Source organism: Pedobacter suwonensis (genome assembly GCF_044762335.1).
Lineage (GTDB): Bacteria > Bacteroidota > Bacteroidia > Sphingobacteriales > Sphingobacteriaceae > Pedobacter.
Map to the genome: position 1 here is coordinate 1 of NZ_JBIWEB010000019.1, position 25373 is coordinate 25373.

Below are 25373 nucleotides of genomic sequence, written 5' to 3' on the forward strand. Positions count from 1 at the left end.
TCTTCCCATTCCGAACAGAGAAGTTAAGCCCACCAGAGCCGATGGTACTGCGGTAACACGTGGGAGAGTAGGTCGGTGCCAGATCTTAAAGAGAAACCCTTCAGCAGAAATGTTGAAGGGTTTTCTTCGTTTACAGGGGTTTGGGCAGCGGGCGAAGCGCATGGGGCATAGGGCGGTTTCACACCATTGAGGGGTTAAGGAAGGTCAATTTAGCTGTATCTGCCGAACACACCGATATCCGCAGAGACCATCCATCATCGTTTATCCATCTTAAGTTGCTATTCTTCTTCGGTCCCGGGTTAAATAGCCCTGATGGGAGCGGCATCCCTTTTGGACGGGTTAATCTGCCTAACAGATCAGGTTTCCCAAAAGGATAAAGCGTACAGCAGGACAGTACCTAGCCCATACACACAGGAAACTGCGCTTCAAAAACAGAAGAATACTCTTGTTAAAAGATGTGAAAACTTTCATCCTGAAAGTAATAAAACCGTATTATTGTAATAATACGTACATATAATGATAATGAATGTGAACCTTAAGAAATTAACTTTTCTCTCTATTATTTTGAGCTTAAATTTTAATGTTTTTGCACAAAGTAAAAATGTACAACTCCCCGCAAATTGGTTTAACCTCGATTTACAGGAGAATGGATTTTTTGGTATTAGTACGGAGAAAGCTTATCGTGAACTCCTAAAGGATAAAAAACCAAAACAAAATGTTATTGTGGCGGTAATTGATGGTGGTGTAGATATCAATCATCCGGATTTGCAAAGTGTATTATGGACCAATAAAAAGGAGATTCCTGGAAATGGAATAGACGATGACGGCAATGGTTATATTGATGATATTCATGGCTGGAATTTTATCGGTTCTAAAAAAGGTAACCTGGAGTTCGATAATTTAGAACTCGTTCGCTTGTTAAGAATTTATACGCCAAAATATCAGTCGACAACCAATTTAACACCATTAGACAGCACACAAAAGGAAGAATTTAAACTGTATAAGAAAATGGTTGGCGATTTTGGTAAAAAATATGAAGATGCCAGTAATACCTTTTCAGTATTGATTGCCATTAACAAAGTTTTGGATACGGTAGCTAAAGTCAGTAAAAAGGAAATCCCAACGATGGATGATGTGGATCGTTACAAAGCTGATGATGAAACTGAAGAGCAGGTAAAAACAATTATCAGGAAAGGTGCAAGGGAAGATGGAAGTTTCGAGAAATTTTATAAGAGTATTAAAGAGGGGTATAAGCAATACGATGCGATGTTGAAGTATAACTTAAATCCTAAATATGACATGCGCGCAGAACTGGTTGGAGATGACTACGGCAATGCTTACCAAAAGGATTATGGAAATAATGATGTAAAAGGTCCGGATGCTTTTCACGGTACGCACGTTTCAGGGATTATTGGTGCCGATCGTACCAATTCCTTAGGTGTCATGGGGGTAGCCAATCATGTCAGTATCATGGCCATCAGGGTAGTACCTACGGGCGACGAACGTGATAAAGATGTAGCCAACGGCATCAGATATGCCGTAGATAATGGTGCGAAAGTAATTAACATGAGCTTTGGGAAAAGTTATAAGTGGGATAAGAAAGCGGTAGATTCTGCGGTAAAATATGCTGAACTTAAGGGGGTATTGCTAGTGCATGCCGCAGGGAACGATAATCAGAATAACGATCTGGAAGAAAATTTTCCCAATAAATTTTTTGACAGTAAAGAGGCAGATGCCTATAAAGAAGCCAATAAAAAGCCGGGCAAGCCAGATTTTACGCCACCGAAACCTATGGCACAAAATAATGGAATGGGTATGAGGCCACCTTATAACCGATCTACATTCGTAAAACCTATACCAATAGACTCTGCAAAGTTTAATCTTCCTCATGCCAATAATTGGATTGAAGTAGGTGCAAGTGCTTATAAAGATGATGATAATCTGAAAGCCAGTTTTTCGAATTATGGTAAATATACTGTAGATGTGTTTGCTCCCGGATTTTTAATTAATTCAACGATTCCTGATAATAAATATGAAGAGGCTGATGGGACGAGTATGGCTTCTCCTGTGGTGGCCGGCTTGGCGGCACTGATCTTAAGTTATTATCCGGATTTAAAGCCGGCACAGGTACGGGAAATTATTATGAAATCGGTTTCTAAAGTGACCCATAAGGTGAAGTATAAGAATGAAAGAGGCGAAAACACCCGTGTACCTTTTAGTGAAATTTGTGTCAGTGGTGGGATTGTTAATGCCTATAACGCACTGAAATTGGCAGAGACTTATAAATAAGATAGGTTTTTAGTTTGTGGAGCGCAGGGTTATTGCAGCTATGTAGGCTTGTTCCCGTGCTCCGCTGCATCCCTTCGCTGCGCGTTCGGGGATGTCGCTTCGCCCGGGGCTAAACACGCTGCTTGCTGCCCTGAATGAAATGAAAATACCCTTAAAATCTAAGAATTCAGAGTTTTAATAAATTCCTGGAAGGTGCCAAATGGGTAGTTTTTTGCTTTCATCCATGAAATAAGCGCTTCCATGCGCTTAATCATTTTCACGCCTGTATTCTTCCTGACATAACCGGGGAAACCAAAGCGTTCAAAATCATTTAAGTCGGTAAACTCCCAGGGATGGAAATAGATATTCAGGTATTTATCCTTTTTATAAGTCCAGCTGGCTAATGTTTTGTAAATGCTTAAAGGCAGATTGTGGAAAGAAAGCCAGAATAGCGGGAAGCGAACCATCGGGCTAACAGAAGCAGGAATCTGCAAAACGTTATCTTTGATAAAGTGTGTTCGCGAAATATTGAAATTATTGTAGCGTCCGGGCAGGTAAGTTGGATTGATGGATGTATTGTAGGTGTATCCTGCCTTCTCAATCTCCTTTTCATCAACTGGCATCATTCTCGCCATGCGGTAACCGATAATTTCTTTACCTGAAAGTTCTTCGAGCTTTAGCTTTGACTGAAGCAAATGTTCGGGTTTAAAATCGGAATGATAATACCCGTGCGAAGCGAGTTCGTGTCCGGTTTCGATAATCCGTTTAATCAGATCGGGAATATTTTCTGCAAAGGTAACGGTACAGAAAAAAGTAGCCTTTACCCTGTATTTATCCAAAATATCTAAAATGGCAATGGTACCTGCTCTCGAAATGGCAATCTGATCTTCAAAAGAAATATCTTTTCCATACTCGAAAGGCATATCAAATTCTTCGATATCAAAACTTAACAGTACCATTTATTTTTGTTGAATATTGGTTGAACGAATAATGTAATTAGGGCGGTTTTTAGTTTGCATAAACATTTTGCCTACGTAAATGCCTATAATACCTAAGATGATGAGCTGCAGACCTCCAAAAAAAACAATCGTCATAATTACGGATGCCCAGCCAGAAACTTCTACGTGGTTTACAAAGGCGTAGATAATATAAGGCACATAAAGCACAGAGGCAAAAGATAGGATAAAACCCAGGTAAACTGCGGTGTAGAGCGGCTTGATGCTAAAAGAAGTAACGCCGTGCAAGGCTAACCTAAGCATTTTTTTAAGGGTGTATTTACTTTTACCTGAAAAACGTGCCGCCGGATTGTATTTAATAGCATATTGCTTAAAACCCAGCCATTTTACCAGGCCTCGAAGAAATGGCTCATTTTCATGAAAATTACGGAAAACATTAACCACCCGCTGATCGAGCAGACGGAAATCTGCTGCCCCAGGCTCTAAATCGATATCAGAAAGCCAGTTTAATACTTTATAAAACAGGCTTGATGAACTTCTCTTACCTTTCGATAGATTTTTATCTTCTTCACGAATGGTGTAAACCACTTCATAACCCGCTTCCCATTTTGCAATCATATCAGGAATCAGTTCTGCGGGGTGTTGCATATCGCAATCCATCGAAATTACACAATCGCCAAAAGCATGATCCATGCCTGCCTTAACAGCCAGTTGATGACCAAAATTTTTAGAAAATTCAAGGAAAAATATATTACTTGCTGTTGAGGCATAATCTTTAATCTTTTCGAGCGTATGATCGGCACTACCATCATCTACCAATATTATTTCGTAATCATAATTGATGGTTGAAAAAACTTGTTTAATACTTTCTGCAATGACAAAAATATTATCGGCTTCGTTGTAAGCAGGAATTACTATAGAAACTAACTTGTTCATTTATCGGTAATCAGATAAGACTCAAAATCTTCTTTCATCATTTGGTAGATTATAGTTAGCCAAATGATGACGCAAGGTAGGGCTTTAAGCGAATATAGACGAATAAATTCTTTAACCGGCCGTGGGAAAATATCCGTTGGCGACAGGCTGGTTAATATAAACGCAAAGATAAATAATCCAATGGTCCATCCTTTTTTTGGGTTCTGCTGCAGCATGAACCAAATGGCAACCCCTGCAAAAGCAATAATATAAGTTGGCGATTCGGAACCGCTGCTAAATATCACCGTAAAAATCAATGTCGAAGCCAATAACATTAACCTAAAACCTAGATGTTTATACTGATTGATACGGACATAAGGCAAACCAAATAATATTAATCCACCTAGCAAAAAAGGGGTATTCGGAATGTTGATATTACCGGTTATACGCCTCACAATTCCCATTAAAGAAATATCCTGAAAAGATGTTAACGAGGCATTTAAATCATTTTTATGGGCTAAAGAAAGATACCAGTTGCTATAGGATTGCATGACAAAAGCCGGCGAGGAAATAACCATTGGCAAGGCAAACAACCCCGCAAATGCAATAAAGCAGCCTAAAATAAATTTTAACTTATTTTTGGTGAAAAAGAAAAATGCCAGTCCAACAATCCCGTAAAGTTTAATCAGTGTGCCTAAGGCAATAAAAAAAGCAGATTGTACTTCTTTCTTTTTAATCAGATAAGAGAAACTAAGCAATATTAATCCAGTCAGGGCGATGTTAAACTGGAAACTGAAGAGCGCGGTTAAGGTTTCATGCGCACAGATCCATGCTATTATTGTTCGCTTGCTAAGGGATATGGGGAGGCTGTAAATGCCCCAAAGTAATATAGTTACATTAGCGATGTTCCACAATATACAACCCAGGCCGTCAGTCAATAAGGCAAAAGGCGCTATGAAAACAGAAAATACAGGCCCATAATGGTTACTGTCCTGGTATTCGGGATAATTATTATATAGATTCTGCAAGTCTACAGTATGCCAGTAAACATACTTGAAGATCAGATAATTATTGTAAGAATGGTGGTGGTATTGTTTAAAACCGGCTACCAAAGCCAGTATAAGATAAACAGCAAATACACATTGCTTTTTTAAAAGTAACGAAGACAGTTTGCTGAGGTTATTTTTTGTGAAAATGTTCATTATGATTTGATGCCGCAATATAACTATTTCGTTACGTCAATACGAAATAGATCGTCGGAACCAGCAAGCCAATATTAATTAATTATGAAATTATTAATGGAATATCGATTTAGTAAATCATTTTACTAGTTTTATTAAGCTGAACCAAATAAATCATCAATCTTAAAAAACTATGAGAAAATTACAACTACCACTTTTTGTGGCCTTGGTGCTTACCTTTAGCGCCTGTAAAAAAGAACAACAAGAAACTGAAAAATTTTCCGGACCAAAACTCAAAGAAAATGTAAATCCAAATTCGGCTTTATCAAGTTTTTCGCTTAATAACTGGATGAGCGTACTTGCCGATCAAAACAGCATAGCACTCATTTCTATCCCGGGTACGCACGATTCAGGCGCTACGATCGAACCTGTTTCAGGTACGGCTAAATGCCAGAACCTGAGCATTACCGATCAGTTAAATGCTGGCGTTCGTTATCTGGATATCCGCTGCAGGCACATAGACAACGCTTTTGCCATTCATCATGGAGCCATTTATCAAAATCTTAATTTTAATGACGTGCTGAATGCCTGTATCAATTTCCTGAACAGTCACCCAACAGAAGCCATTATTATGAGCGTAAAAGAAGAACATACCCCATCAAACAATAGCCGTTCTTTTGAACAAACATTCGACAGTTATGTACAGCAAAATCCCGGCAAGTGGGATTTAGGAAACAACATTCCTACTTTGGGCAGTATCCGTGGGAAAATCAGACTTTTGCGAAGGTTTTCCGGATCATCGCCAAAAGGAATTGACGCTACGGTCTGGGCCGATAATACTACATTTGAGATCAATAACGCGGCAAATTTAAAAGTTCAGGATTTTTACAATGTGAACGATGTGAATACCAAATGGACAAAAGTAGAAACGGTATTAAATGAAGCAAAAAATGATGCCGCTAACAGGCTTTATCTCAACTATGCGAGTGGTTATAAGGCAGGTATATTCAGTATCCCAAGTATTACAACGGTATCGAATTTTATTAATCCAAAAATTACCACATTTTTTGCCAACAATACCCATGGGAAATTCGGAATTGTTGCACTTGACTTTATTGATTCTGGCAGAAGCCAGTCAATTGTTAATACCAATTTCTAATATTAACGCAGCGATTTAATGGTTCAGTTTTACTTAAAAAGGATGCACAGTCTAACTAGATAAAGTGCATCCTTAATGAAATAGTATTTTACATCACCAAAATCGTAAAGGAGGGGATATTTTCTATTATTCTACTTTGCTTTAAATCTTAAAACGGTAAAAGAATAAGCCGGCAGCTCCAGTTGTCTGATTGCTTCAGAATCAATTTTTGTCACAACCGGAACAGCTTTTTTATCATTCGGGTTGCCAGAAAGTACGGTTTTAAACGCATTTCTCCCAAGCTGTTGCTGATTGAAATCAAATGAGGTGTTTACAGTTACCGGAAGGAGGTTGACCATTTTAACAACTAAATCTCCGGTTTTAGCATCTTTAACCATTGAACAGGCTATCCGTTTCCTCACGTTTTCTTGATTCGAAGAGAGTACCACAGTTGATGGAATATATTCATCTCCGGCATTCTGTCCATATAGTTGTTGTACAAAATATCCTATAGTAGGTTTTACTTCTGTATTGTTAAAATAAATCAGATCAGGATCCCATTGCGTATGGCCCTCTTTTGCTAAAAGCGGGGCGTAAGAGGCCATGCTCACCACATCACCATTGCGTTCAAGTGAAAGGAGATACAAGGCCTCGGCAAGAGAGGTTTCCAGGTTTGTCCTGTTACCAACTGGTAAACTTGCCGCATATTCGCCCAGGTAAACTTTAGATTTAGAGCGATCATAACTGTCGTAAAAGTTTTGATTATTGATAAACCAGCCTGGCGACTGGTAATAATGTTCGTCAATTATCGGTACGTTAAGGTTTGATGCAATTTGCCAGCCGGCTTCATAGTCAGTTCCTTCAAAAAATGGACCTGCAGTGCCGATAACTGTAATTTCGGGGTGAGATTTTTTTAAGGCATTGTAAATCATCGTAAACCGTTCAGCAAATACCTCTGTAATCTGGTCTTCATTACCAATGCCAATATATTTCAGGTTAAATGGTTTAGGGTGCCCTGCGTCGGCACGTTTTTTCCCCCATTCAGTTTTTATATCGCCATTGGCGTATTCAATTAAATCTATAATATCCTTTATATATTGCCCCATTTCACTCATAGGTATACCACCCTGCTGGCCACCGCCACCTGTGGCCGAATTTTGGCAAGGTACACCAGCAGCTATAACGGGAACAGGTGCAGCACCAATATCTTCGCAAAACTGGAAATATTCATAATAACCAAGCCCCATGGTTTGATGATAGCCCCAAAGGTTTCGGTCTGGTTTGCGTGCCGCTAAAGATCCGATGGAGTTTTTCCATTTGTAAATATTGGCAATACCATCTCCGTGGGCAAGGCAACCTCCCGGAAAACGTACAAAACGCGGATGTATATCTCCAATGGCTTGTGCCAAATCCGACCTCAAGCCATTTTTGCGGCCTTTAAATGTATTTTTTGGAAATAATGAAACCATATCAATTGCAATACGCCCTTGATTAGCCATCACGATTTCGAGTTTTGCATCGCTCGCATCCGCAGCAGGCACTAAACTTAAAGCTGCTGTTTTCCAGTTGTTTGAAGTAATATTTAAATTTGATTTGGCCAAAATTCCTAGTTTGTCACTTACCAGCCTTACCTCAAGATTCATCCTTTTTGTATCTAGTAATTTCGCTGATAGTGAAAAATCGTAAGTTTCGCCTTTTTTCAGTGTTATTCCATCAAAACCGCTATTTAGGATAGATGCCCCTGCAACAGGAATATCCAAAACTGCATAGTGCGGATTATTGGGATGGATTGGCGAAACCGAATCTATTTTCATTGTTGCACGGTCGCCTTTCAATGTCCAGGCGTAACTGCTGTTCCAGTTTTGGTCATTATACTCTTTATCACGAAGGTGATATTCGAAATCCCGGTTTTGAATCAGTTCTGCATACAATCCTCCATCAGCCGCATAATTTAAATCTTCGAAAAAGACACCTGTTAGGATGTTGCTGATCGGCTTTGTCTGATCAGGTTGGAAAGTTATCCTGGCCTCCACATTTTTAAGACCTGCAAAACGCAGAGCATCATCTTTAGTTGTCTCTCCATTCTGTTTATTTTCGTAATCTTTTAACTCATATGTTTTTTTCAAACCCAAAATGACTTTCCACGGCAAATGGTACACCTGACCCTTACCGGCATGGGGTAGATTAACAGTAGTACGCAGATCATGATAAGCTGATGCGGGCACTTCTTTTATAGGGCTGTAATGGCTTAAATCTTTGGTTTTGGTTTGAAAATACTTTTCGTCTGCATCCGCATAGGTTACGGTATATTCATTAAGGTTACGGTTATAGGCAATAACTGGACGTAAAACATTCTTACCCTGATTTACATAGGGGTAGCTTTGCGGGTTCCAGCTGATCAGATCTTCAGAAGTTGAAGTTGCAAATTGTAATGTATGGTTATTCAGGCTCCAGATACATACCCACAGTCCATTTTTACCCTGAATAAGGAAAGGTGTTATCATTCTTTTCTCGCTTCCCCATCGGCCATAATCACTCTTTAAAAAGGTATAATCATTTCCTATCGGAGTCCAGTTCTGTTTATCCAAACTCCAGGCAAACCGGAGTCCGTTGGCATTGTAAGCAAATAAATAAGCCGAATCAGGCTCGTTGGCTGTTTTTTTGTTGATGGCCAATACATTTGCAGCCATGAAGATGAATGCGGCAAAAAGCCAAAACTTTCTTTTCATTTTCTGTTAAAATTTAGTCATTAAATTCAACAATGCATCAACAGCAAAACGATTCGGGCTTGCTCAGGAGTGATGATTTTGGTTAGAATTTTTTCTAAATTAAATAATAATCGTCATTATAACGATTATTATTTTGATTCTCTTACAGAGAAATACTTTAGTAAGCGCTTATAACCGATACCAATGTGAAAAAAACCTTTCCAAAATGGAAGGGTTTTTTAATGCCTGCTTAAGGTTGTAACAGATGATTTTTATTTAATGTTTTGACTGTCAATTATTTGAGTATGTTTTATCTTTTCTGGTATAAGAGTTGGCTACTGGCCTGTAAAATCATTACAATCATGACAATATTACTTTTCTTAATCCTGGTGCTGCTCTGCTGGGCTACTTACAAATCAATAAACTGGTTCGAAAAAATCTAACACTATGATCGCATTATTTATGATCGCCGTCGCCGTATTTATCTATATGATATACGTGCTGATCAAACCCGAAAAATTTTAATCCTTCCTCCGTCAATGGAGTATTTAACAAATTAAAAAAATGAATACTGAATTAACAGGCATTATTGCCACATTTCTGCTCACCCTGGTTATTGCCATACCTTTAGGTAAATACCTGGCCAAGGTTTTTGCAGGAGAAAAAGTCTGGACAGATTTTTTAAAACCACTGGAAACTGGTATTTACAAGCTTTCCGGAATCAATATTAAAGAACAGATGAACTGGAAACAGCAGTTAAAAGCACTGCTTACCATTAATGTCTTATGGTTGTTCTATGGATTTTTTGTACTTATTTTTCAGGATAAACTTCCGTTCAACCCGGATGGGAATCCTGCAATGACACCCGATCTGGCTTTTAATACCATTATCAGCTTTGTTGCCAACTGTAACCTGCAGCATTATTCGGGCGAGAGTGGCGTAAGTTACCTTACCCAGCAATATGTGCTGATGTTTCTTCAGTTTGTAAGCGCGGCAACAGGTATTGCTGCTGCTGTAGTGCTTTTTAAAGCATTTAGAGATAAAACGACAACCGAGCTTGGCAATTTCTGGGAATTTTTTGTAAAATCAATTACCCGGTTATTATTGCCTTTATCTTTTGTAATGGCCCTAATCTTAACTTTTAGCGGTACACCTGCAAGTTATGAGGGTAAAGATCAATTTATCTCCCTACAGGGAGACACCGTGCATGTTTCGAGGGGACCAGCTGCTCAAATGATTGCCATTAAACATTTAGGTACAAATGGTGGAGGTTATTTTGGTGCCAATTCAGCACATCCTTTTGAAAATCCAAGCTACTTTACCAACATGGTTGAGCTGATTGCGCAGGTCATCATTCCGATTGCCATGGTAATTGCCTTCGGTTATTTTATCCGCAGGAAAAAACTAGCCTGGACCATTTTTGGGGTGATGACCATCGGTTTACTTATGCTGCTGCTTCCTATGCTTAGTTCAGAACTAGGCGGGAATCCAGCCTTAGCCAAAATGGGTATTTCACAAACAACCGGGGCGATGGAAGGAAAAGAGGTCCGTTTCGGCCCCGCAGCCTCCGCTTACTGGGCAACTGTTACGACAATTATTTCTACCGGTTCCGTAAACAGCATGCACGATAGTACCATGCCAATGTCGGGCACCTGGCAGTTATTGGGAATGATGATCAACTCATTCTACGGAGGTTGTGGTGTTGGTTTATTAAATTACTTTATTTACCTGATTGTTGCCGTGTTTATTTCAGGCCTGATGGTGGGCAGAACGCCGGAATTTCTGGGCCATAAGGTAGAAGCCAGAGAAATTAAAATCGCGGCCATTATAACACTGTTGAGTCCGTTTTTAATCCTTGCCGGAACAGCAATCGCAAGTTATATCTTCACCAATTATGGCAATGCTCCATGGGCTGTTCAACCTAAAAACTGGCTCAATAATCCCGGTTTCCATGGCTTCTCTGAAATGCTGTATGAAATGACTTCATCTAATGCCAACAACGGTTCCGGATTTGAAGGGCTGGGAGATAACAATATATTCTGGAATCTATCTACCGGTATAGTGATCTTCCTGGGGCGTTTCCTGCCAATTATCGGTCCGGTTGCCATCGCTGGATTACTGGGGAGCAAAAAATTTATCCCTGAATCGGCCGGTACACTTAAAACAGATACCAAAACCTTTGCACTAATGACTTTTGCGGTTATCATTGTTTTAAACGCACTTTCTTATTTCCCTGCCCTTGCTTTGGGCCCGTTGGCAGAATATTTTACCATGCTTAAATAAATGAGAGTTGTCACATTGAGCCTGATGAAATTAAATTATCAAAGGTCTTTCGACAGGCTCAGGATGACAAACCACACGATAATCTGTGAAATCAATTAAATCTGTGAAATCACATAACAAATAAAAAAATGAAACCCAATAATAAATTGTTCGAACCTGCCTTGGTGCAGACCGCGCTAAAACAATCTTTCATCAAGCTTGATCCAAGGGTAATGGTACGGAACCCCGTCATGTTTACCGTTGAAATCGGAACCCTGATCATGGCTTATGTTACGGTATACTCTTTCAGCCATAACGGACAAGGAGCGCCCTTATATAACTTCTTCATCTTTTTAGTTTTATTGCTTACCGTTCTGTTTGCAAACTTCGCTGAAGCCATTGCAGAGGCAAGAGGTAAGGCACAGGCCGACAGCCTTCGTAAAACAAGAGAAGAAACACCTGCAAAAGTGCTTCTGGATAATGGAAAGATCGAAATCCGTTCATCTAACCAGTTAAAAAAAGGTGATGTATTTATATGTGAAGCAGGCGATACGATTCCAACGGATGGAGAGATTATTGAAGGTATTGCTACTATTGACGAATCGGCCATTACGGGTGAGTCTGCTCCGGTAATCCGCGAATCAGGAGGTGATAAGTCTTCGGTAACAGGCGGAACAAAAGTTTTATCTGATGAGATTAAAGTTCAGGTAAGTACAGCTCCGGGAGAAAGCTTTTTAGATAAGATGATTGCCTTGGTTGAAGGTGCATCACGTCAGAAAACACCAAATGAGATTGCCCTAACTATTCTGCTGGCCAGTTTTACCCTGGTATTCATCATTGTTTGCGTAACCCTGAAACCTTTTGCTGATTATGCCAATACACCAATAACCATTGCCGCATTGATCTCCCTGTTCGTATGTTTAATTCCAACCACCATCGGCGGACTTTTATCGGCCATTGGTATCGCAGGGATGGACAGGGCGCTTAGGGCCAACGTCATTACGAAATCGGGTAAAGCGGTTGAAACAGCAGGCGATATTGATGTATTGCTATTAGACAAAACCGGAACCATTACCATCGGTAACCGTAAAGCCACTAATTTTTATCCAACTGCAGGCGTAAACATTAAAGCTTTTACCGATGCCTGTGTTTTAAGCTCTCTGGCAGATGAAACTCCGGAGGGAAAATCGATCATTGAACTGGCTGCTGAGCAGGGTGTTAAATCTGCCGGAATACCAGAGGGATCAGTCTTCATCAAGTTTACTGCCGAAACCCGTTCGAGCGGACTAGATACTGCCGATGGTAAAAGGATCAGAAAAGGTGCTTTTGATTCGATCAGGAACATGGTGCAAAAAGCTGGAAATCATTTTCCTTCTGATATTGAAAACCATGTAAAAACTATAGCCACCAATGGCGGAACACCTTTAGTGGTAGCTGAGAATGAAAAGGCCCTTGGCGTAATTGAATTACAGGATATTATTAAACCCGGCATCAGCGAACGTTTTGAACGCTTAAGGAAAATGGGTGTAAAAACAGTGATGGTAACCGGAGATAACCCATTGACCGCTAAATATATTGCAGAGAAAGCGGGTGTTGATGACTTTATTGCTGAGGCCAAACCTGAGGATAAAATGAATTACATTAAAGATGAACAAACCCTTGGTAAGCTGGTAGCGATGATGGGTGATGGTACCAATGATGCACCTGCTTTGGCACAGGCCGATGTGGGTGTTGCCATGAACAGCGGAACACAAGCCGCTAAGGAAGCTGGTAACATGGTTGATTTGGATAACGATCCTACCAAACTGATTGAGATTGTAGAAATCGGTAAACAATTGTTGATTACCCGCGGTACATTAACCACTTTTTCCATTGCAAATGATGTGGCCAAGTATTTTGCCATTGTTCCGGCTTTATTTATCGCATCCATCCCTGCGCTGCAAAGCCTAAATATCATGGGCTTGCATTCGCCAGAATCGGCAATCATGTCGGCAGTAATTTTTAACGCCATCATTATCCCGATCCTGATCCCATTAGCTTTAAAAGGCGTGGCTTATAAACCGATCGGTGCAACTGCCTTATTGCGGAGAAACCTTTTTATATACGGTATTGGTGGGGTAGTAGCCCCGTTTATCGGGATTAAAATAATTGATCTATTGGTTGGCCTGTTTGTGTAGAAGTTTCCGTCATTCCCGCGTATGCGGGAATCGTAATGCAAGCGCTTTAAGATTCCCAATCGAGTTGGGAATGACGAATCGAATAAGAATTTAAAAAAATAAAAAGATGAAAAAGTACATCATTCAATCTATCCGCTTAACACTTGTATTATTAGTACTGTTATGCATAATATACCCTGTTACTGTTGCCTTTATTGGAAAAATGTCTAAAGGAAATGGTGGTGGAGAAAAAATCACCAAAAATGGTAAAACAGTAGGTTACGCATTGTTGGGCCAGTCGTTTACCAAACCGCAATATTTCTGGGGAAGACCATCAGCTGTGGCCTACAATGCAGCGGGTTCTGCAGGTTCCAACAAAGGACCATCAAATCCTGATTATTTAAAAGAAGTGCAATCCCGTATCGATACTTTATTGAAATATAACCCTGGTATCAAAAAATCTGATATACCCGCTGATATGGTTACTGCATCAGGAAGCGGACTTGATCCAAATATTTCGGAACAAGGCGCTGCGATTCAGGTTGACAGAGTTGCTGCAGCACGTAAAATCGATGTGAAAAAGGTAAAAGAACTGGTGGCCATGAATACACTGAAACCATTTATGGGGGTATTTGGCCCGTCGTCAGTAAATGTTCTGAAATTAAATCTTGCCCTTGATGCGCTTTAGTTAGCAGAAATCGTCATTGCGATAAGGCTTTTTCAGCCGGCGAAGCAATCTTTATTGCGACGGTCGCTAGCATGAAAGATTGCTTCGTCATTCCTCCTCGCAATGACTACATTTCTTGGGTGTCTGTTATCCTGAACTTATCGAATAACGAAAAGTTGTTATTTCAACAATTGACACGTTGTCGACAGGTTTAGACTCACAACAATTATTTAAACAATTTCCCAAAACAATAACAACGGTAATGCTTCAAGGTCTTGTGCTACTTAGTCTGGGCCTTAAGCTTTGCCCAATACAAAACAATCAGATAAAATGAAAAAATTACTATTACTTGCTGCTACACTCACTACAGGATTTATTGCAAAAGCACAGGAAGAACCTAAAATTAAAGTAAGCGGTTATCTTGAAGCTTATTACGGATATGATTTTAACAAACCTGCAGACCATAACCGTCTTGGTTTTATATATTCGCATAACCGCACAAATGAAGTAAACCTGAACCTTGGTTTCATCAAAGCTGCTTATGACAGCGGAATGATCAGGGCTAATTTAGCGGTAATGGCCGGAACTTATGCCAATGCCAACCTGGCTGCCGAGCCTGGCGTATTAAAAAATATCCTGGAGGCCAATGCAGGTGTGAAATTATCCAAAACAGAAAATCTTTGGGTCGATGCCGGAATCTTTTCTTCGCACATCGGTTTCGAAAGCGCAGTTTCAAAAGATTGCTGGGTACTCACCAGAAATATTTCTTCAGAAAATACACCTTATTATGAATCGGGTGCAAAAATTACCTATGGAACCAAAGATGGTAAATTTACGGCTAGCGCACTGTACCTTAACGGATGGCAGCGCATTACCCGCCAGAATGGAAACAATAAACCTGCCGGTGGACTGCAGTTTACCTGGAAACCAACAGATAAAATTACGGTAAATTACAGCAATTATCTTGGAACGGAGGGTGCTGATTCAGTTAGGGTGAATCGCTTTTACCACAACGTTTATGGCATCTTCCAGCTAACCGATAAATTTGGCATCACCCTTGGATTTGATTATGGTACGCAACAAAAGCAGAAAGGCAGCAGCGATAAAAACGAAGTCATTTCTCCTGTAGCTATTGCACAATACAAGTTTGCACCAAAATGGGCGGTTGCCGGAAGGTTTGAATATTATGAGGATAAAAACGGTATTTTTATTCCAACGGGCACATCACAGGGTTTTAAAACCAAAGGTTATTCTTTAAATCTTGATTATTCGCCAATTGCCAATGCTGTTGTAAGGCTGGAGGGAAAAGCCTATGATAGCAAAGACAAAATATTTGCAAGAGAAGGTGCTGCGGTTAACGGCAATGCAAGTTTAACGGCGAGTATTGCAGTATCGTTTTAATCTCCCCAGTTTTCGTCATTATGAGCGGAGCGAAGCGCAGTCGAGAAATCTTTTAACTCAGTCCGAAGATCTCTCCATTCCGTTGCACTCCAGTCGAGATGACGACCACTCTTTTAAAAGTACTCTAAAATAAAACAATGCATCCCTACATAGAAATCATATTCAGCCTGTTTTTAGCGTTCTTAGGAATATTAATGATGCGAAAATTGAATTCGTTAAAAAGGAATAAAACAGGTGCAAAAAAAAGAAGTTATGCCACAGAAAAATATTTTAAACTGCTTTATCATAAAATCTCTTTCAGGTTTATGATCTTATTATTTACGTTGGTTATGATTGTTGCGATTACGATATTGATCGAAAAAGGAGTAATGAATGTTACCTGGTAAAAACGATGGAAGAAGAACAAAAAGAAGAATCGGTCAGGCACTTTTTAGATCTGGTTAAAAAATCCAGGCGCGGAAAGCTCAAAATCTATATTGGCATGAGTGCTGGCGTGGGTAAAACTTACCGTATGCTTCAGGAATCGCATGCATTACTGCGAAATGGCGTAGATATTTGCATTGGGTATGTTGAGACCCACAAAAGGGCGGAAACAGAAGCACTTGTTGCAGGCTTGCCGATTATTCCAAGGCGGAAAATCTTTTACCGGGGCAAAGAAATCGAGGAAATGGATCTCAAGGGGATCTTGAACCGCCATCCTGAAATTGTAATTGTGGATGAACTTGCCCATAACAATGTTGAGGGCAGTAAAAACACTAAACGCTGGCAGGATGTTTTCGATCTGCTCGAGGCTGGAATCAGTGTAATCTCTGCGGTAAACATCCAGCACCTGGAAAGCATCAATGAAGAAATCGAGCAGATTACAGGTATAGCTGTTACCGAACGGATCCCGGATAAAATACTGGAAATAGCTGATGAAATTGTAAATATCGACCTTACGGCTGATGAACTGGTTACCCGTCTTAAAGAAGGCAAAATTTATGATCAATCAAAAATTGAAAGGGCATTAAGTAATTTTTTCCAATCCGATAAAATTCTTCAGCTGCGCGAGTTGGCGCTAAAAGAGGTGGTGCATCAGGTAGAACGGAAAATCCAGACTGAAATTCCCAAATCAATTAAGCTCAGGCCTGAACGTTTTTTGGCCTGTATTTCTTCCAATGCCGAAACCGCAGGAGTAGTGATCAGGAAAACAGCCAGACTGGCTTCCTATTACCGGTCGCCATGGATGGTGCTGTATGTGCAAAGCGATAGTGAAAGCATGGAACGCATTAAACTGGATAAGCAACGCCATCTGATTAACCATTTTAAACTGGCTACCGAACTGGGTGCAGAAGTAATTAAAATAAAAAGTAATGCCATTACCAAAACCATTATCGATATCGCCACTGAAAAAGAAGTTACCACGATATGCATCGGCAAACCCCATCTTAATATTTTTCAGGTTATTTTACGTACAGCGGTTTTTAATGGACTGTTGAAAAACCTGGCCATGAAGGATATTGATCTGGTGATTTTATCATAAAAATAACTTTATCAAAACTATATCTTTTGAGTGGGGTTAAAATAATAGAACCTATGAAAAGCGATATGGAAAATAATGATACGAAAACACGGTTGATTAATGAGATTACCACTACAGGTTTACAAAGTGCAGCAAAGAAATTAGGGGCTCCGGCAAGTAAAAGACAGATCAGGAAAGGTGTTTCCAAAAACATCAGTTTAATAGATGAGCTGTTGCGTCTTGCTTTAATTAAAAACAAAGATGCATCAAAGCAAGTGCAGCGCAATATTGAGTTTGTTGGTCTTGGGGTAATAGCTGCGCACACTTTTTACAAGGGTTTTAAAAAGAAAAAAACCTTATGGATTTATGAAGGTATTTTCTTAACGGCGGCACTTGGCGGCGTGTTATTGGCTACGCAACTTAAAGCAGCAAAAATGATGATTAATCAGTAACATCGTTTTATTCAATAGTTTTAAAATAGGCAAAAGAACATTCGCAAATGCGGTAAAACCGTATAAATTGCAATTGTTTTTGATCTACTTATATTCGATAAGGCTTGGATAACCTATCTTAATCTATAAAACATAAGTTGCTACTGCCATAAGGCTGTCATCATATTTCCTAAATTTGCAATGTGGCTAAATTAATCTGGATTCCTGCCAAAGTGGCAAACAGATTAAATTAGCTGTGAAATTTAAACTGCATTTTTAAGGAATGGATATTACCAAAAGATTTGATCGGATATTACAGCTATTTTTTCTTTTACAATCTAAATCTGTAGTTACTGCGGAAGAATTACAAAAACGGTTCGAAATCAGTTTGAGGACAATTTACAGGGATTTAAAGGCCTTGGAGATGGCCGGAATACCGATCGTAAATGAACCGGGAAGTGGTTATTCGATTATGGAAGGTTTTAGGTTACAGCCATCCAGGTTTAGCCAGGAAGAAATTCTCAGTTTAATGGTTGCTGAAAAAGTGATGCAGAAACATGAAACAGAATTTGTTAAAAAACATTTTGATGCTGCACTCATTAAAATAAAAAGCTCTTTTCAGGTGCATCAAAAAAAAGATTTTCTGCATTTAGAAGATACCGTACATCTTAAAAACGATTTTAAATCCAATGATTACCTGCCCAACATTATCGATGTATTGCTCAATAGCACTTTAAAGAAGCAGATAACCCACATCGATTACCTCAAAAGTAGTGATGTTTATCCGGTTGCCAGATCTGTAGAACCTATAGGTATATTTTATGAGCATGGTTTCTGGTATCTTTTGGCCTATTGCCATTTAAGGAAAGATTACCGAAATTTTAGGCTGGACAGGATTAAAAAAGTTTCGATACTTGAAAAAAAATTTACCATTTCACACCCGCCAATTCATGAATTCCGTGATAAAGGATTATCTGAAAACAAAACGAAAATCGAACTCAGGGTGGATCGGAAGTACGCCCACTACCTATACTGGGACCGCCAGATTTTCGGATTCAGGGAAGAGAAAATTTCGGATGATTTTGTGTTGATGTATTTCGATTGTTCCCTCTCTGTTGTTTCTTTTGTACGCTGGTTTATTAAATTCGTAGATGTAGCTGAAATTATAGAACCAGCCCATTTAAATCATGAGCTGGCTGAGATTATGGAAGCTGGTTTAAAAAGGATAAAAAACAAAGGGGCTATCTTATAAATTATAATTCGCTTGGAATTTGTCACGTTGAGCCTGTCGAAACACTTTATTAGAAATCTAAAAGAAGTCCTTCGAAAAGCTCAGGATGACACTGATACAGTTTTTAATTTAATACCTATCCCAGAAAAATGGAGGCTCAATACCTAATGCCCTCAAATAAACAAAGCCCTGCCCACGGTGGTGTATTTCGTTATCGATGAAATATAAGAGGTGACTAATGACGGTAAACTCATACATTCCAAACAATTTGATGGTGTCGTGAAGCTGTTCTTCATTTATTTGATTAAAGTATGCTACAATTTTGGTAGTATCCTCATCCCAGCTCGTTAGTAACTCTTCTTTGGTATGCAACGGAAGATCATGACTAAAAGGTGAAGTTTCTCCCGTTACTATTTCCTTTAAACCAGGAACATCAATCGATAGCAATTCTTTAATCAATGCTGAAAATGGTCTCATTCCACCGATTGAGAATTCGAATAATTCTTTTTCCGGAAATTTTTCAATGGTTTTTCGGGTTAGCTTTCGGTGACCTAACCAGTGTTGTAGTAATTCGCTTTTGGTAATCATAACTGCTGACATTTTGTTATATTATTTTATAGAACAAAACTAAAACCAGCCTATGACAACAGCCTGTCACTCAAAAAAGATTAAATATTTCATTTTTAATTTCTTTTTTATTGCCCCGGAGCAAATGGTCTGGCCGATTTGGAAGCCGTACCTTTTTTAGCCTGCCCAGGCGGCACTTTTCCGCTGTTGCCGGCTGTTCTTGTGCTATAACAGGCACTGGAAAGCAGCATTACCGATAAGGTTACAACAAGATATATTTTTTTTATAATCATACTAAAGCGATAGCTGTGCCAAATGGATGTTTTCCCTCCGTTTAGTAGTGTCAAGCTTGTTGTCACTATACAGAGCGGTATCTACCATTAAACCCTCATTATGAATTTAAAGCTTTCAGGATATGATCAAGATATGGGGTTTAATTCTCCATCCAGTTATTTCAGTCCTCTTTCTTTTAAAAGGTTTTCTAATTCGCTGTTATCATATTTAGAATTATTAACCAGTTTATAGATGAAAAACAAAGGGATGAGTGTTAAAAAGCCTAATGTATTTTTTGCCACGCTAAAAAATATAATGCCAGCCAGAAATCCTATTAACAATGCATTCATCACGGCTGCCGATTTTTTTTTCTTTGCTTCCTGCAGTAATTCGTGGTCCGTTAATTCTGATAGTTTTTTCGTTTCCATTTTGGTGAGTTAGTACGTTTTTTAGTTAATGATTCCGGTCAATATGCCAAATATAAATAATTGGTGCCACAAGCATCCTGATTTGCGTTTTAAAAAATTGGGAAATCACTTATCCAAAAACGTAATTTTAAAACTTTACCTAACGTTACGGCTTTTGGTAACAAGATTCAAAGAATGATACTCAGGTCAAATGGAAGGTGACAACGATTATAGCGGCAACACCGCTCAGACCATCCAGTATAGGGTAGTGCGGCTTGTTAATCAACTCATTACCCGGTTTAATATTCATGTAAAGGCTTTAAAAAAAGGGCAAGCCATAAATAACCAACATTCCTTGCCGCATCACTTTGCATCTATAATGATACGTAACGTATGTAGTCAATGAAAAGATTATCATTTTTAACGATCAAAACAGGATATAGATTTAATTAAAACCAGCTTTGTAAATTAAAAACTTAAATCATTACATTTGCCTTTGGTGAAAAACTTTGTATTCCTTTTTTCTCTTTATTTGATCCTTCTGGGCCTTATGCCCTGCCAGGACAAGGAAGACATGGTTTCAAAGTTTCAAACCGAAAGCATGGTACAAAGTGGTCATACTAAAGCTGAACATGCAGATGGAGAAGCCTGTCCGCCAATCTGTAGCTGTGCCTGCTGCTCGGTTGGTCAGCACTTCCTTTCAGATAAGCCTACCAATCTTATCATTCCTGCATTCCGGAAACCATACCCAGTTTTCAAATGCTCTGCATTGAAAAAGCAACCCATCGATATCTGGCAACCGCCTAAACTCGTTTAATCAATTTATCTTATTGCTGTCCGTGAAAAGACAGTTTCTTGCCTGCATATCTTGTGCTACACAGCGCAATAATGCCCTGCTATTTATTGATTTTTGATTTAAACAACCATGTTGAACAGAATAATACAATTCTCCATCAGGCAAAAACTGCTGGTGGGAATTTTGATGCTGGCGCTCATTGCCTGGGGAATCTACTCCCTGAAGCAACTTCCTATAGATGCGCTTCCGGATATTACCAATAACCAGGTCCAGATTATTACTTCGTCTCCAAGCAATGGCGCAGAAGATATCGAGCGTTTTGTAACTTATCCGGTAGAGCAGACCATGGCCACTATTCCCGGAATAGAAGAAGTCCGTTCCTTTAGCCGGTTCGGTCTTTCAGTTGTAACGGTTGTGTTCAAGGAAAATATAGAAATTTACTGGGCCCGTCAACAAGTGAGCGAAAGGCTTACTGAAGTAGAAAGAGCTATTCCAAAGGGGATCGGCACACCAGAAATTGCACCTTTAACTACCGGGCTTGGAGAGATCTACCAATATGTTATCCACCCTAAAAAAGGATATGAAAAGAAATACGATGCCACCGAGCTTCGCACCATTCAAGACTGGATTGTTCGCCGCCAGCTTTTAGGTGTGGAGGGTATAGCAGATGTGAGCAGCTTTGGCGGCTACCTCAAGCAGTACGAGATTGCCATTAATCCGGATAAACTGAGAAGCATGAATATCTCCATTAGCGACATTTTTAATGCGCTTGAGAAAAACAACCAGAATACCGGCGGATCATACATTGATAAAAAGCCTAATGCCTATTTTATCCGGAGCGAGGGACTGATTAACAGTATTGACGATATTGAGAATATTGTGGTTAGGACAAATGAAAACAGTACCCCTGTGCTGATCAGAAATGTAGCTGAAGTGAGGATCGGAGCGGCCACCAGATATGGTGCCATGACCAGGAACGATCAGGGCGAGGTAGTAGGCGCGGTAGTGATGATGTTAAAGGGTGCCAACTCATCAAAGGTTATCAAAAACGTAAAAACCCGGATGGATCAGATAGCCAAAAATCTTCCGGAGGGGGTTGTCATTGAGCCATTCCTTGATCGTACCAAATTGGTAGACAGCGCCATTGGCACAGTAACCAAAAACCTGGCAGAAGGTGCATTAATTGTGATTTTTGTATTGGTGCTGCTTTTAGGGAATTTCCGCGCCGGATTGATTGTGGCTTCGGTGATTCCGCTTGCCATGCTTTTTGCCATCTGTTTGATGAACCTTTTTGGCGTCAGTGGAAACCTGATGAGCCTGGGTGCGATAGACTTTGGACTCATTGTAGATGGCGCGGTTATTATTGTAGAAGCCTCACTTCATCATCTTGGGCTTCGCCAAAACAAAAACAAGTTAAGCCAGCAGGAAATGGACGCAGAAATTTTTGAATCTGCTTCCAAAATCCGTAACAGTGCCGCTTTTGGCGAAATCATTATCCTGATTGTTTATCTCCCGATTCTGGCTCTGGTAGGCATAGAAGGAAAAATGTTCAGGCCAATGGCGCAAACAGTAGCCTTTGCTATTTTAGGCGCTTTTATCTTATCATTAACTTATGTACCGATGATGAGTGCACTTTTTCTAAGTAAAACCATTAGCACAAAAAGAAATGTTTCAGACCGCATCATGTCTTTTTTTCAATGCGTATATACGCCGATGCTCAACTTTGCATTGCGGGCAAGAGTGGCAGTTGTGGGTATTGCAGTTGGATTATTTGTGCTTGGCCTGGTCATTTTCAATTACCTTGGGGCCGAATTTATTCCTACATTGGAAGAGGGCGATTTTGCCGTAGAAACCAGGGTGCTTACCGGAAGCAGCCTTTCGCAAACCATCGAAGCCTCAACACGTGCTGCGAAAGTGTTAAAGGCAAATTTTCCGGAGGTAAAGGAGGTTATCGGAAAGATTGGCTCCAGCGAAATTCCTACCGACCCTATGCCGGTAGAAGCCTGTGACCTGATCATTATCCTCAAAGATAAGCGCGATTGGACAACTGCTTCAACGAGAGATGAACTGGCAGAAAAAATGCAAAGCAAGCTCGAACAGTATATCCCGGGAGTTACTTTCGGTTTCCAACAGCCTATACAAATGCGTTTTAATGAACTTATGACTGGCGCAAGGCAAGATGTGGTAATCAAAATTTACGGAGAAGATTTTTCTAAGCTCAGTACCTACGCAGCGCAGGTTGGTGCTATAGCCGGGAAAATAAAAGGGGCACAGGATATTTATGTGGAACAGGCTTCGGGACTTCCACAGGTGATCATCAAATTTCATAGAGAAAAGATTGCACAGTTCGGATTGAATATTGAAGATGTGAATACGGCTATCCGTTCGGGATTTGCGGGAGAAGTGGCTGGTTTGGTATTCGAAGGCGAAAAACGGTTCGATATGGTTGTCCGCCTGGAAAAGGAAAACAGGCAGTCGCTTGATGACGTGAAAAATCTTTTTGTTACAGCACCTAATGGCAACCAGATTCCGCTGGAACAACTGGCCGATATCGAGTATAAGGAAGGACCTAACCAGATTCAGCGCGATGATGCAAAGCGACGGATTACTGTCGGTTTTAATGTGCGGGGAAGGGATGTCAAAAGTATCGTAAAGGAAATTCAGCAAAAGGTTGATGCTGAAGTTAAGTTTTCACCAGGATATTACCCCACCTTTGGCGGTACTTTTGAGAACCTGCAGGCAGCCAATAAAAGATTAAGTATTGCTGTGCCGCTGGCCTTATTGCTCATCTTACTATTACTTTATCTAACTTTTTCATCCATTAAACATGCACTGTTAATTTTTACTGCTATCCCTTTATCGGCTATTGGTGGGGTATTCGCCCTTTGGGCACGTGGTATGCCCTTTAGTATCTCTGCCGGCATAGGCTTTATTGCGCTATTTGGCGTTGCGGTACTTAATGGTATTGTACTTATCAGTGAATTTAACAGGTTAAAAAAAGAAGGAATGAAAGATATACAGGAAATTATCAGAAAAGGAACCTCGGTTAGGCTGCGCCCGGTTATTATGACGGCCCTTGTAGCCTCTCTCGGTTTTCTTCCAATGGCCATCTCTGGCGGAAGCGGTGCTGAAGTGCAGCGACCGCTGGCTACGGTTGTTATCGGCGGACTAATCTCTGCAACACTGCTAACCCTTTTGGTACTTCCGGTGCTTTATATCTGGATTGAAAAAATGGGCAGTAACAAAGTAAAAATATCACCGATAGCAGGCATTATTGTCGTATTTATTGTGTTTTTTGGATTGCCACCTGCTAAAGCGCAAACGGTGTTAACCCTTAAACAGGCCGTATCTGCAGCGCTGGAAAACAACCGGATAATAAACGGGGCTAACCTTGATGTAGCCTTGCAACAGACACTTAGAAAAGGCACTTTCGAACTGCCTAAAACGGAAATATCCATGCTTTACGGCCAATATAATAGTCTGGTTAAAAATGATAACAACATTACCGTTTCTCAGACCATTCCTTTTCCAACGCTTTTCGCGGCAAATGCAGCGTTGGGTAATGAACGGATCAAAGCGGGCCAGCTTCAGGTGGCTTCCAGTAAAAACGAACTTATATTTCAGGTGAAAACGGTTTATACTAATCTTCAGTATCTGTATTCAAAGGAGAAACTACTGAATGAGCAGGATAGCATTTATAAGGGTTTTTTAAAATCGGCGGCGCTCAAGTATAAAACAGGTGAGGGTAATCTGCTTGAAAAGGTTGCTGCGGAAACACAGCTTAAGGACGTACAGAGCCTGCTCGACCAAAATGGATCTGATATTGAAATTTATAAAGCGCAGCTGGCTACGCTTCTTGGTGGGGGTAACCTACCCTCAATTGCCGACAGGTTTTTAACAGAAACACCCGAAATTTCTATCGGAGACACTGCGCTCCTACATGAAAATCCTGCCATAGCCTATTTCAGACAGCAGGTTGTAATCGCCGAAAAGCAACGCAAAGTAGAATTGGCAAAAGCCCTACCTGACTTTACACTTGGCTATTTCAACCAATCGCTAACCGGTTTTCAAAACATTAATGGAAACGAGGTTTTTTTAGGTCGCGACAAACGTTTCCAGGGCTTTCAGATAGGCCTTTCCGTTCCTTTATTTTATAGAGCTTATGCCGTAAAGGCAAAGGCAGCATCGATTAATAAGGATATTGCCTCGAACGATCTGGAACTTCAGCAACGTAAATTGACCGGCCAATATCAGCAGGCTTTAAGCGAATACCTGAAAAACAGGAAACGTTACGACTATTTTGTCACTTCAGCCTTAGCCAATGCTGCCTTAATATTAAAAAACAGCCGCATTGCTTATCAAAACGGAGAAATAGGCTATTCGGAATACCTGATGAACCTTAAACAGGCAAATGGTATTTACGAAGGCCGGCTGATGGCCTTGCTCCAGTTAAGCCAGAGCATCAGTCAAATTGAATTTTTAACCGGTAACCACCAATCATTTTAAACATAAATA

At 40.1% G+C, this 25373-nt stretch carries 20 protein-coding genes and 1 rRNA gene; 14 read left to right on the plus strand and 7 right to left on the minus strand.

Features of this window, described 5'->3' with window-relative positions; translation table 11 throughout:
- Both rrf and ACIQXP_RS21110 read left to right on the plus strand, forming a co-directional pair.
- A 5S ribosomal RNA gene (gene rrf / locus ACIQXP_RS21105) occupies positions 1 to 84 on the plus strand; the annotation flags it as partial.
- Positions 85 to 528: 444 nt separating this feature from the next.
- Positions 529 to 2289, plus strand: coding sequence for a S8 family serine peptidase (locus tag ACIQXP_RS21110; protein WP_387507546.1), 1761 nt, complete (start codon positions 529 to 531; stop codon positions 2287 to 2289).
- Between the two features lie 158 nt (positions 2290 to 2447).
- Here ACIQXP_RS21110 and ACIQXP_RS21115 read toward each other — a convergent pair whose 3' ends face one another.
- From ACIQXP_RS21115 to ACIQXP_RS21125, 3 genes are read right to left on the minus strand one after another with little or no spacing between them, the layout of a single operon-like run.
- Positions 2448 to 3227, minus strand: a complete 780-nt coding sequence (locus ACIQXP_RS21115; protein ID WP_387507548.1) for a polysaccharide deacetylase family protein — start codon at positions 3225 to 3227, stop codon at positions 2448 to 2450.
- Positions 3228 to 4160, minus strand: a complete 933-nt coding sequence (locus ACIQXP_RS21120; RefSeq protein WP_293743707.1) for a glycosyltransferase family 2 protein — start codon at positions 4158 to 4160, stop codon at positions 3228 to 3230.
- Positions 4157 to 5341: a glycosyltransferase family 87 protein gene (locus ACIQXP_RS21125; RefSeq protein WP_387507551.1), complete on the minus strand. Its 1185-nt coding sequence runs from the start codon at positions 5339 to 5341 to the stop codon at positions 4157 to 4159. Before ACIQXP_RS21125 ends, ACIQXP_RS21120 begins: the two co-directional genes overlap by 4 nt.
- Positions 5342 to 5513: 172 nt before the next feature.
- Here ACIQXP_RS21125 and ACIQXP_RS21130 point away from each other — a divergent pair, with 172 nt between their 5' ends.
- The gene (locus ACIQXP_RS21130) at positions 5514 to 6479 is read left to right on the plus strand and encodes a phosphatidylinositol-specific phospholipase C (protein ID WP_387507553.1); all 966 of its coding nucleotides are present in this window, start codon (positions 5514 to 5516) and stop codon (positions 6477 to 6479) included.
- A gap of 131 nt (positions 6480 to 6610) precedes the next feature.
- On the opposite strand, the gene ACIQXP_RS21135 is transcribed toward ACIQXP_RS21130, so the two are convergent.
- Positions 6611 to 9187, minus strand: a complete 2577-nt coding sequence (locus ACIQXP_RS21135; RefSeq protein ID WP_387507556.1) for an alpha-L-arabinofuranosidase C-terminal domain-containing protein — start codon at positions 9185 to 9187, stop codon at positions 6611 to 6613.
- Between the two features lie 441 nt (positions 9188 to 9628).
- On the opposite strand from ACIQXP_RS21135, the gene ACIQXP_RS21140 reads away from it, so the two are divergent.
- The 9 genes from ACIQXP_RS21140 (at position 9629) to ACIQXP_RS21180 (ending at position 18836) form a co-directional block, all read left to right on the plus strand.
- Entirely contained in the window at positions 9629 to 9691 is a 63-nt protein-coding gene (locus tag ACIQXP_RS21140; RefSeq protein ID WP_387507684.1) for a potassium-transporting ATPase subunit F, read from the plus strand.
- 39 nt (positions 9692 to 9730) lie between these two features.
- Positions 9731 to 11449 carry a potassium-transporting ATPase subunit KdpA gene (kdpA, locus tag ACIQXP_RS21145; RefSeq protein ID WP_387507559.1) on the plus strand — a complete coding sequence of 573 codons (1719 nt, stop codon included), beginning with the start codon at positions 9731 to 9733 and terminating at the stop codon, positions 11447 to 11449.
- A 128-nt stretch (positions 11450 to 11577) separates the two neighbouring features.
- Positions 11578 to 13605 carry a potassium-transporting ATPase subunit KdpB gene (kdpB, locus tag ACIQXP_RS21150; protein WP_387507561.1) on the plus strand — a complete coding sequence of 676 codons (2028 nt, stop codon included), beginning with the start codon at positions 11578 to 11580 and terminating at the stop codon, positions 13603 to 13605.
- Positions 13606 to 13711: 106 nt separating this feature from the next.
- Positions 13712 to 14272: a K(+)-transporting ATPase subunit C gene (locus ACIQXP_RS21155; RefSeq protein WP_293743701.1), complete on the plus strand. Its 561-nt coding sequence runs from the start codon at positions 13712 to 13714 to the stop codon at positions 14270 to 14272.
- Between the two features lie 309 nt (positions 14273 to 14581).
- Entirely contained in the window at positions 14582 to 15652 is a 1071-nt protein-coding gene (locus tag ACIQXP_RS21160; RefSeq protein WP_387507563.1) for a porin, read from the plus strand.
- Between the two features lie 137 nt (positions 15653 to 15789).
- A complete protein-coding gene (locus ACIQXP_RS21165) occupies positions 15790 to 16038 on the plus strand; it encodes a hypothetical protein (protein WP_293743699.1) in 249 nt (82 codons plus the stop codon).
- Between the two features lie 5 nt (positions 16039 to 16043).
- Positions 16044 to 17174 (plus strand): sensor protein KdpD, encoded by a 1131-nt coding sequence (locus ACIQXP_RS21170; RefSeq protein ID WP_293743698.1) that lies wholly within the window; start codon positions 16044 to 16046, stop codon positions 17172 to 17174.
- Positions 17175 to 17227: 53 nt separating this feature from the next.
- Positions 17228 to 17605, plus strand: coding sequence for a hypothetical protein (locus tag ACIQXP_RS21175; protein WP_293743697.1), 378 nt, complete (start codon positions 17228 to 17230; stop codon positions 17603 to 17605).
- Between the two features lie 262 nt (positions 17606 to 17867).
- The gene (locus tag ACIQXP_RS21180) at positions 17868 to 18836 is read left to right on the plus strand and encodes a helix-turn-helix transcriptional regulator (protein WP_387507567.1); all 969 of its coding nucleotides are present in this window, start codon (positions 17868 to 17870) and stop codon (positions 18834 to 18836) included.
- Positions 18837 to 18944: 108 nt separating this feature from the next.
- On the opposite strand, the gene ACIQXP_RS21185 is transcribed toward ACIQXP_RS21180, so the two are convergent.
- From ACIQXP_RS21185 to ACIQXP_RS21195, 3 genes are all read right to left on the minus strand, one after another.
- Positions 18945 to 19415 carry a DinB family protein gene (locus tag ACIQXP_RS21185; protein WP_387507570.1) on the minus strand — a complete coding sequence of 157 codons (471 nt, stop codon included), beginning with the start codon at positions 19413 to 19415 and terminating at the stop codon, positions 18945 to 18947.
- A 95-nt stretch (positions 19416 to 19510) separates the two neighbouring features.
- The gene (locus ACIQXP_RS21190) at positions 19511 to 19675 is read right to left on the minus strand and encodes a quinol oxidase subunit 4 (protein WP_293743694.1); all 165 of its coding nucleotides are present in this window, start codon (positions 19673 to 19675) and stop codon (positions 19511 to 19513) included.
- A gap of 156 nt (positions 19676 to 19831) precedes the next feature.
- The gene (locus ACIQXP_RS21195; protein ID WP_293743693.1) at positions 19832 to 20083 is read right to left on the minus strand and encodes a hypothetical protein; all 252 of its coding nucleotides are present in this window, start codon (positions 20081 to 20083) and stop codon (positions 19832 to 19834) included.
- A 478-nt stretch (positions 20084 to 20561) separates the two neighbouring features.
- Here ACIQXP_RS21195 and ACIQXP_RS21200 point away from each other — a divergent pair, with 478 nt between their 5' ends.
- Positions 20562 to 20879 (plus strand): DUF6660 family protein, encoded by a 318-nt coding sequence (locus ACIQXP_RS21200; RefSeq protein WP_367117539.1) that lies wholly within the window; start codon positions 20562 to 20564, stop codon positions 20877 to 20879.
- A gap of 108 nt (positions 20880 to 20987) precedes the next feature.
- Positions 20988 to 25364, plus strand: coding sequence for a CusA/CzcA family heavy metal efflux RND transporter (locus ACIQXP_RS21205; RefSeq protein WP_387507573.1), 4377 nt, complete (start codon positions 20988 to 20990; stop codon positions 25362 to 25364).
- The last annotated feature ends 9 nt before the right edge of the window (positions 25365 to 25373 follow it).

Coding starts and splice junctions, on each gene's coding strand:
- ACIQXP_RS21175 (WP_293743697.1), top strand. CDS start 17,228: ATGAAAAGCGATATGGAAAATAATGATACGAAAACACGGTTGATTAAT.
- ACIQXP_RS21165 (WP_293743699.1), top strand. CDS start 15,790: ATGCATCCCTACATAGAAATCATATTCAGCCTGTTTTTAGCGTTCTTA.
- ACIQXP_RS21160 (WP_387507563.1), top strand. CDS start 14,582: ATGAAAAAATTACTATTACTTGCTGCTACACTCACTACAGGATTTATT.
- ACIQXP_RS21155 (WP_293743701.1), top strand. CDS start 13,712: ATGAAAAAGTACATCATTCAATCTATCCGCTTAACACTTGTATTATTA.
- ACIQXP_RS21190 (WP_293743694.1), bottom strand. CDS start 19,675: ATGATTATAAAAAAAATATATCTTGTTGTAACCTTATCGGTAATGCTG.
- kdpB (WP_387507561.1), top strand. CDS start 11,578: ATGAAACCCAATAATAAATTGTTCGAACCTGCCTTGGTGCAGACCGCG.
- ACIQXP_RS21120 (WP_293743707.1), bottom strand. CDS start 4,160: ATGAACAAGTTAGTTTCTATAGTAATTCCTGCTTACAACGAAGCCGAT.
- ACIQXP_RS21115 (WP_387507548.1), bottom strand. CDS start 3,227: ATGGTACTGTTAAGTTTTGATATCGAAGAATTTGATATGCCTTTCGAG.
- ACIQXP_RS21170 (WP_293743698.1), top strand. CDS start 16,044: ATGGAAGAAGAACAAAAAGAAGAATCGGTCAGGCACTTTTTAGATCTG.
- ACIQXP_RS21130 (WP_387507553.1), top strand. CDS start 5,514: ATGAGAAAATTACAACTACCACTTTTTGTGGCCTTGGTGCTTACCTTT.
- ACIQXP_RS21205 (WP_387507573.1), top strand. CDS start 20,988: ATGTTGAACAGAATAATACAATTCTCCATCAGGCAAAAACTGCTGGTG.
- kdpA (WP_387507559.1), top strand. CDS start 9,731: ATGAATACTGAATTAACAGGCATTATTGCCACATTTCTGCTCACCCTG.
- ACIQXP_RS21180 (WP_387507567.1), top strand. CDS start 17,868: ATGGATATTACCAAAAGATTTGATCGGATATTACAGCTATTTTTTCTT.
- ACIQXP_RS21195 (WP_293743693.1), bottom strand. CDS start 20,083: ATGGAAACGAAAAAACTATCAGAATTAACGGACCACGAATTACTGCAG.
- ACIQXP_RS21125 (WP_387507551.1), bottom strand. CDS start 5,341: ATGAACATTTTCACAAAAAATAACCTCAGCAAACTGTCTTCGTTACTT.
- ACIQXP_RS21135 (WP_387507556.1), bottom strand. CDS start 9,187: ATGAAAAGAAAGTTTTGGCTTTTTGCCGCATTCATCTTCATGGCTGCA.
- ACIQXP_RS21185 (WP_387507570.1), bottom strand. CDS start 19,415: ATGTCAGCAGTTATGATTACCAAAAGCGAATTACTACAACACTGGTTA.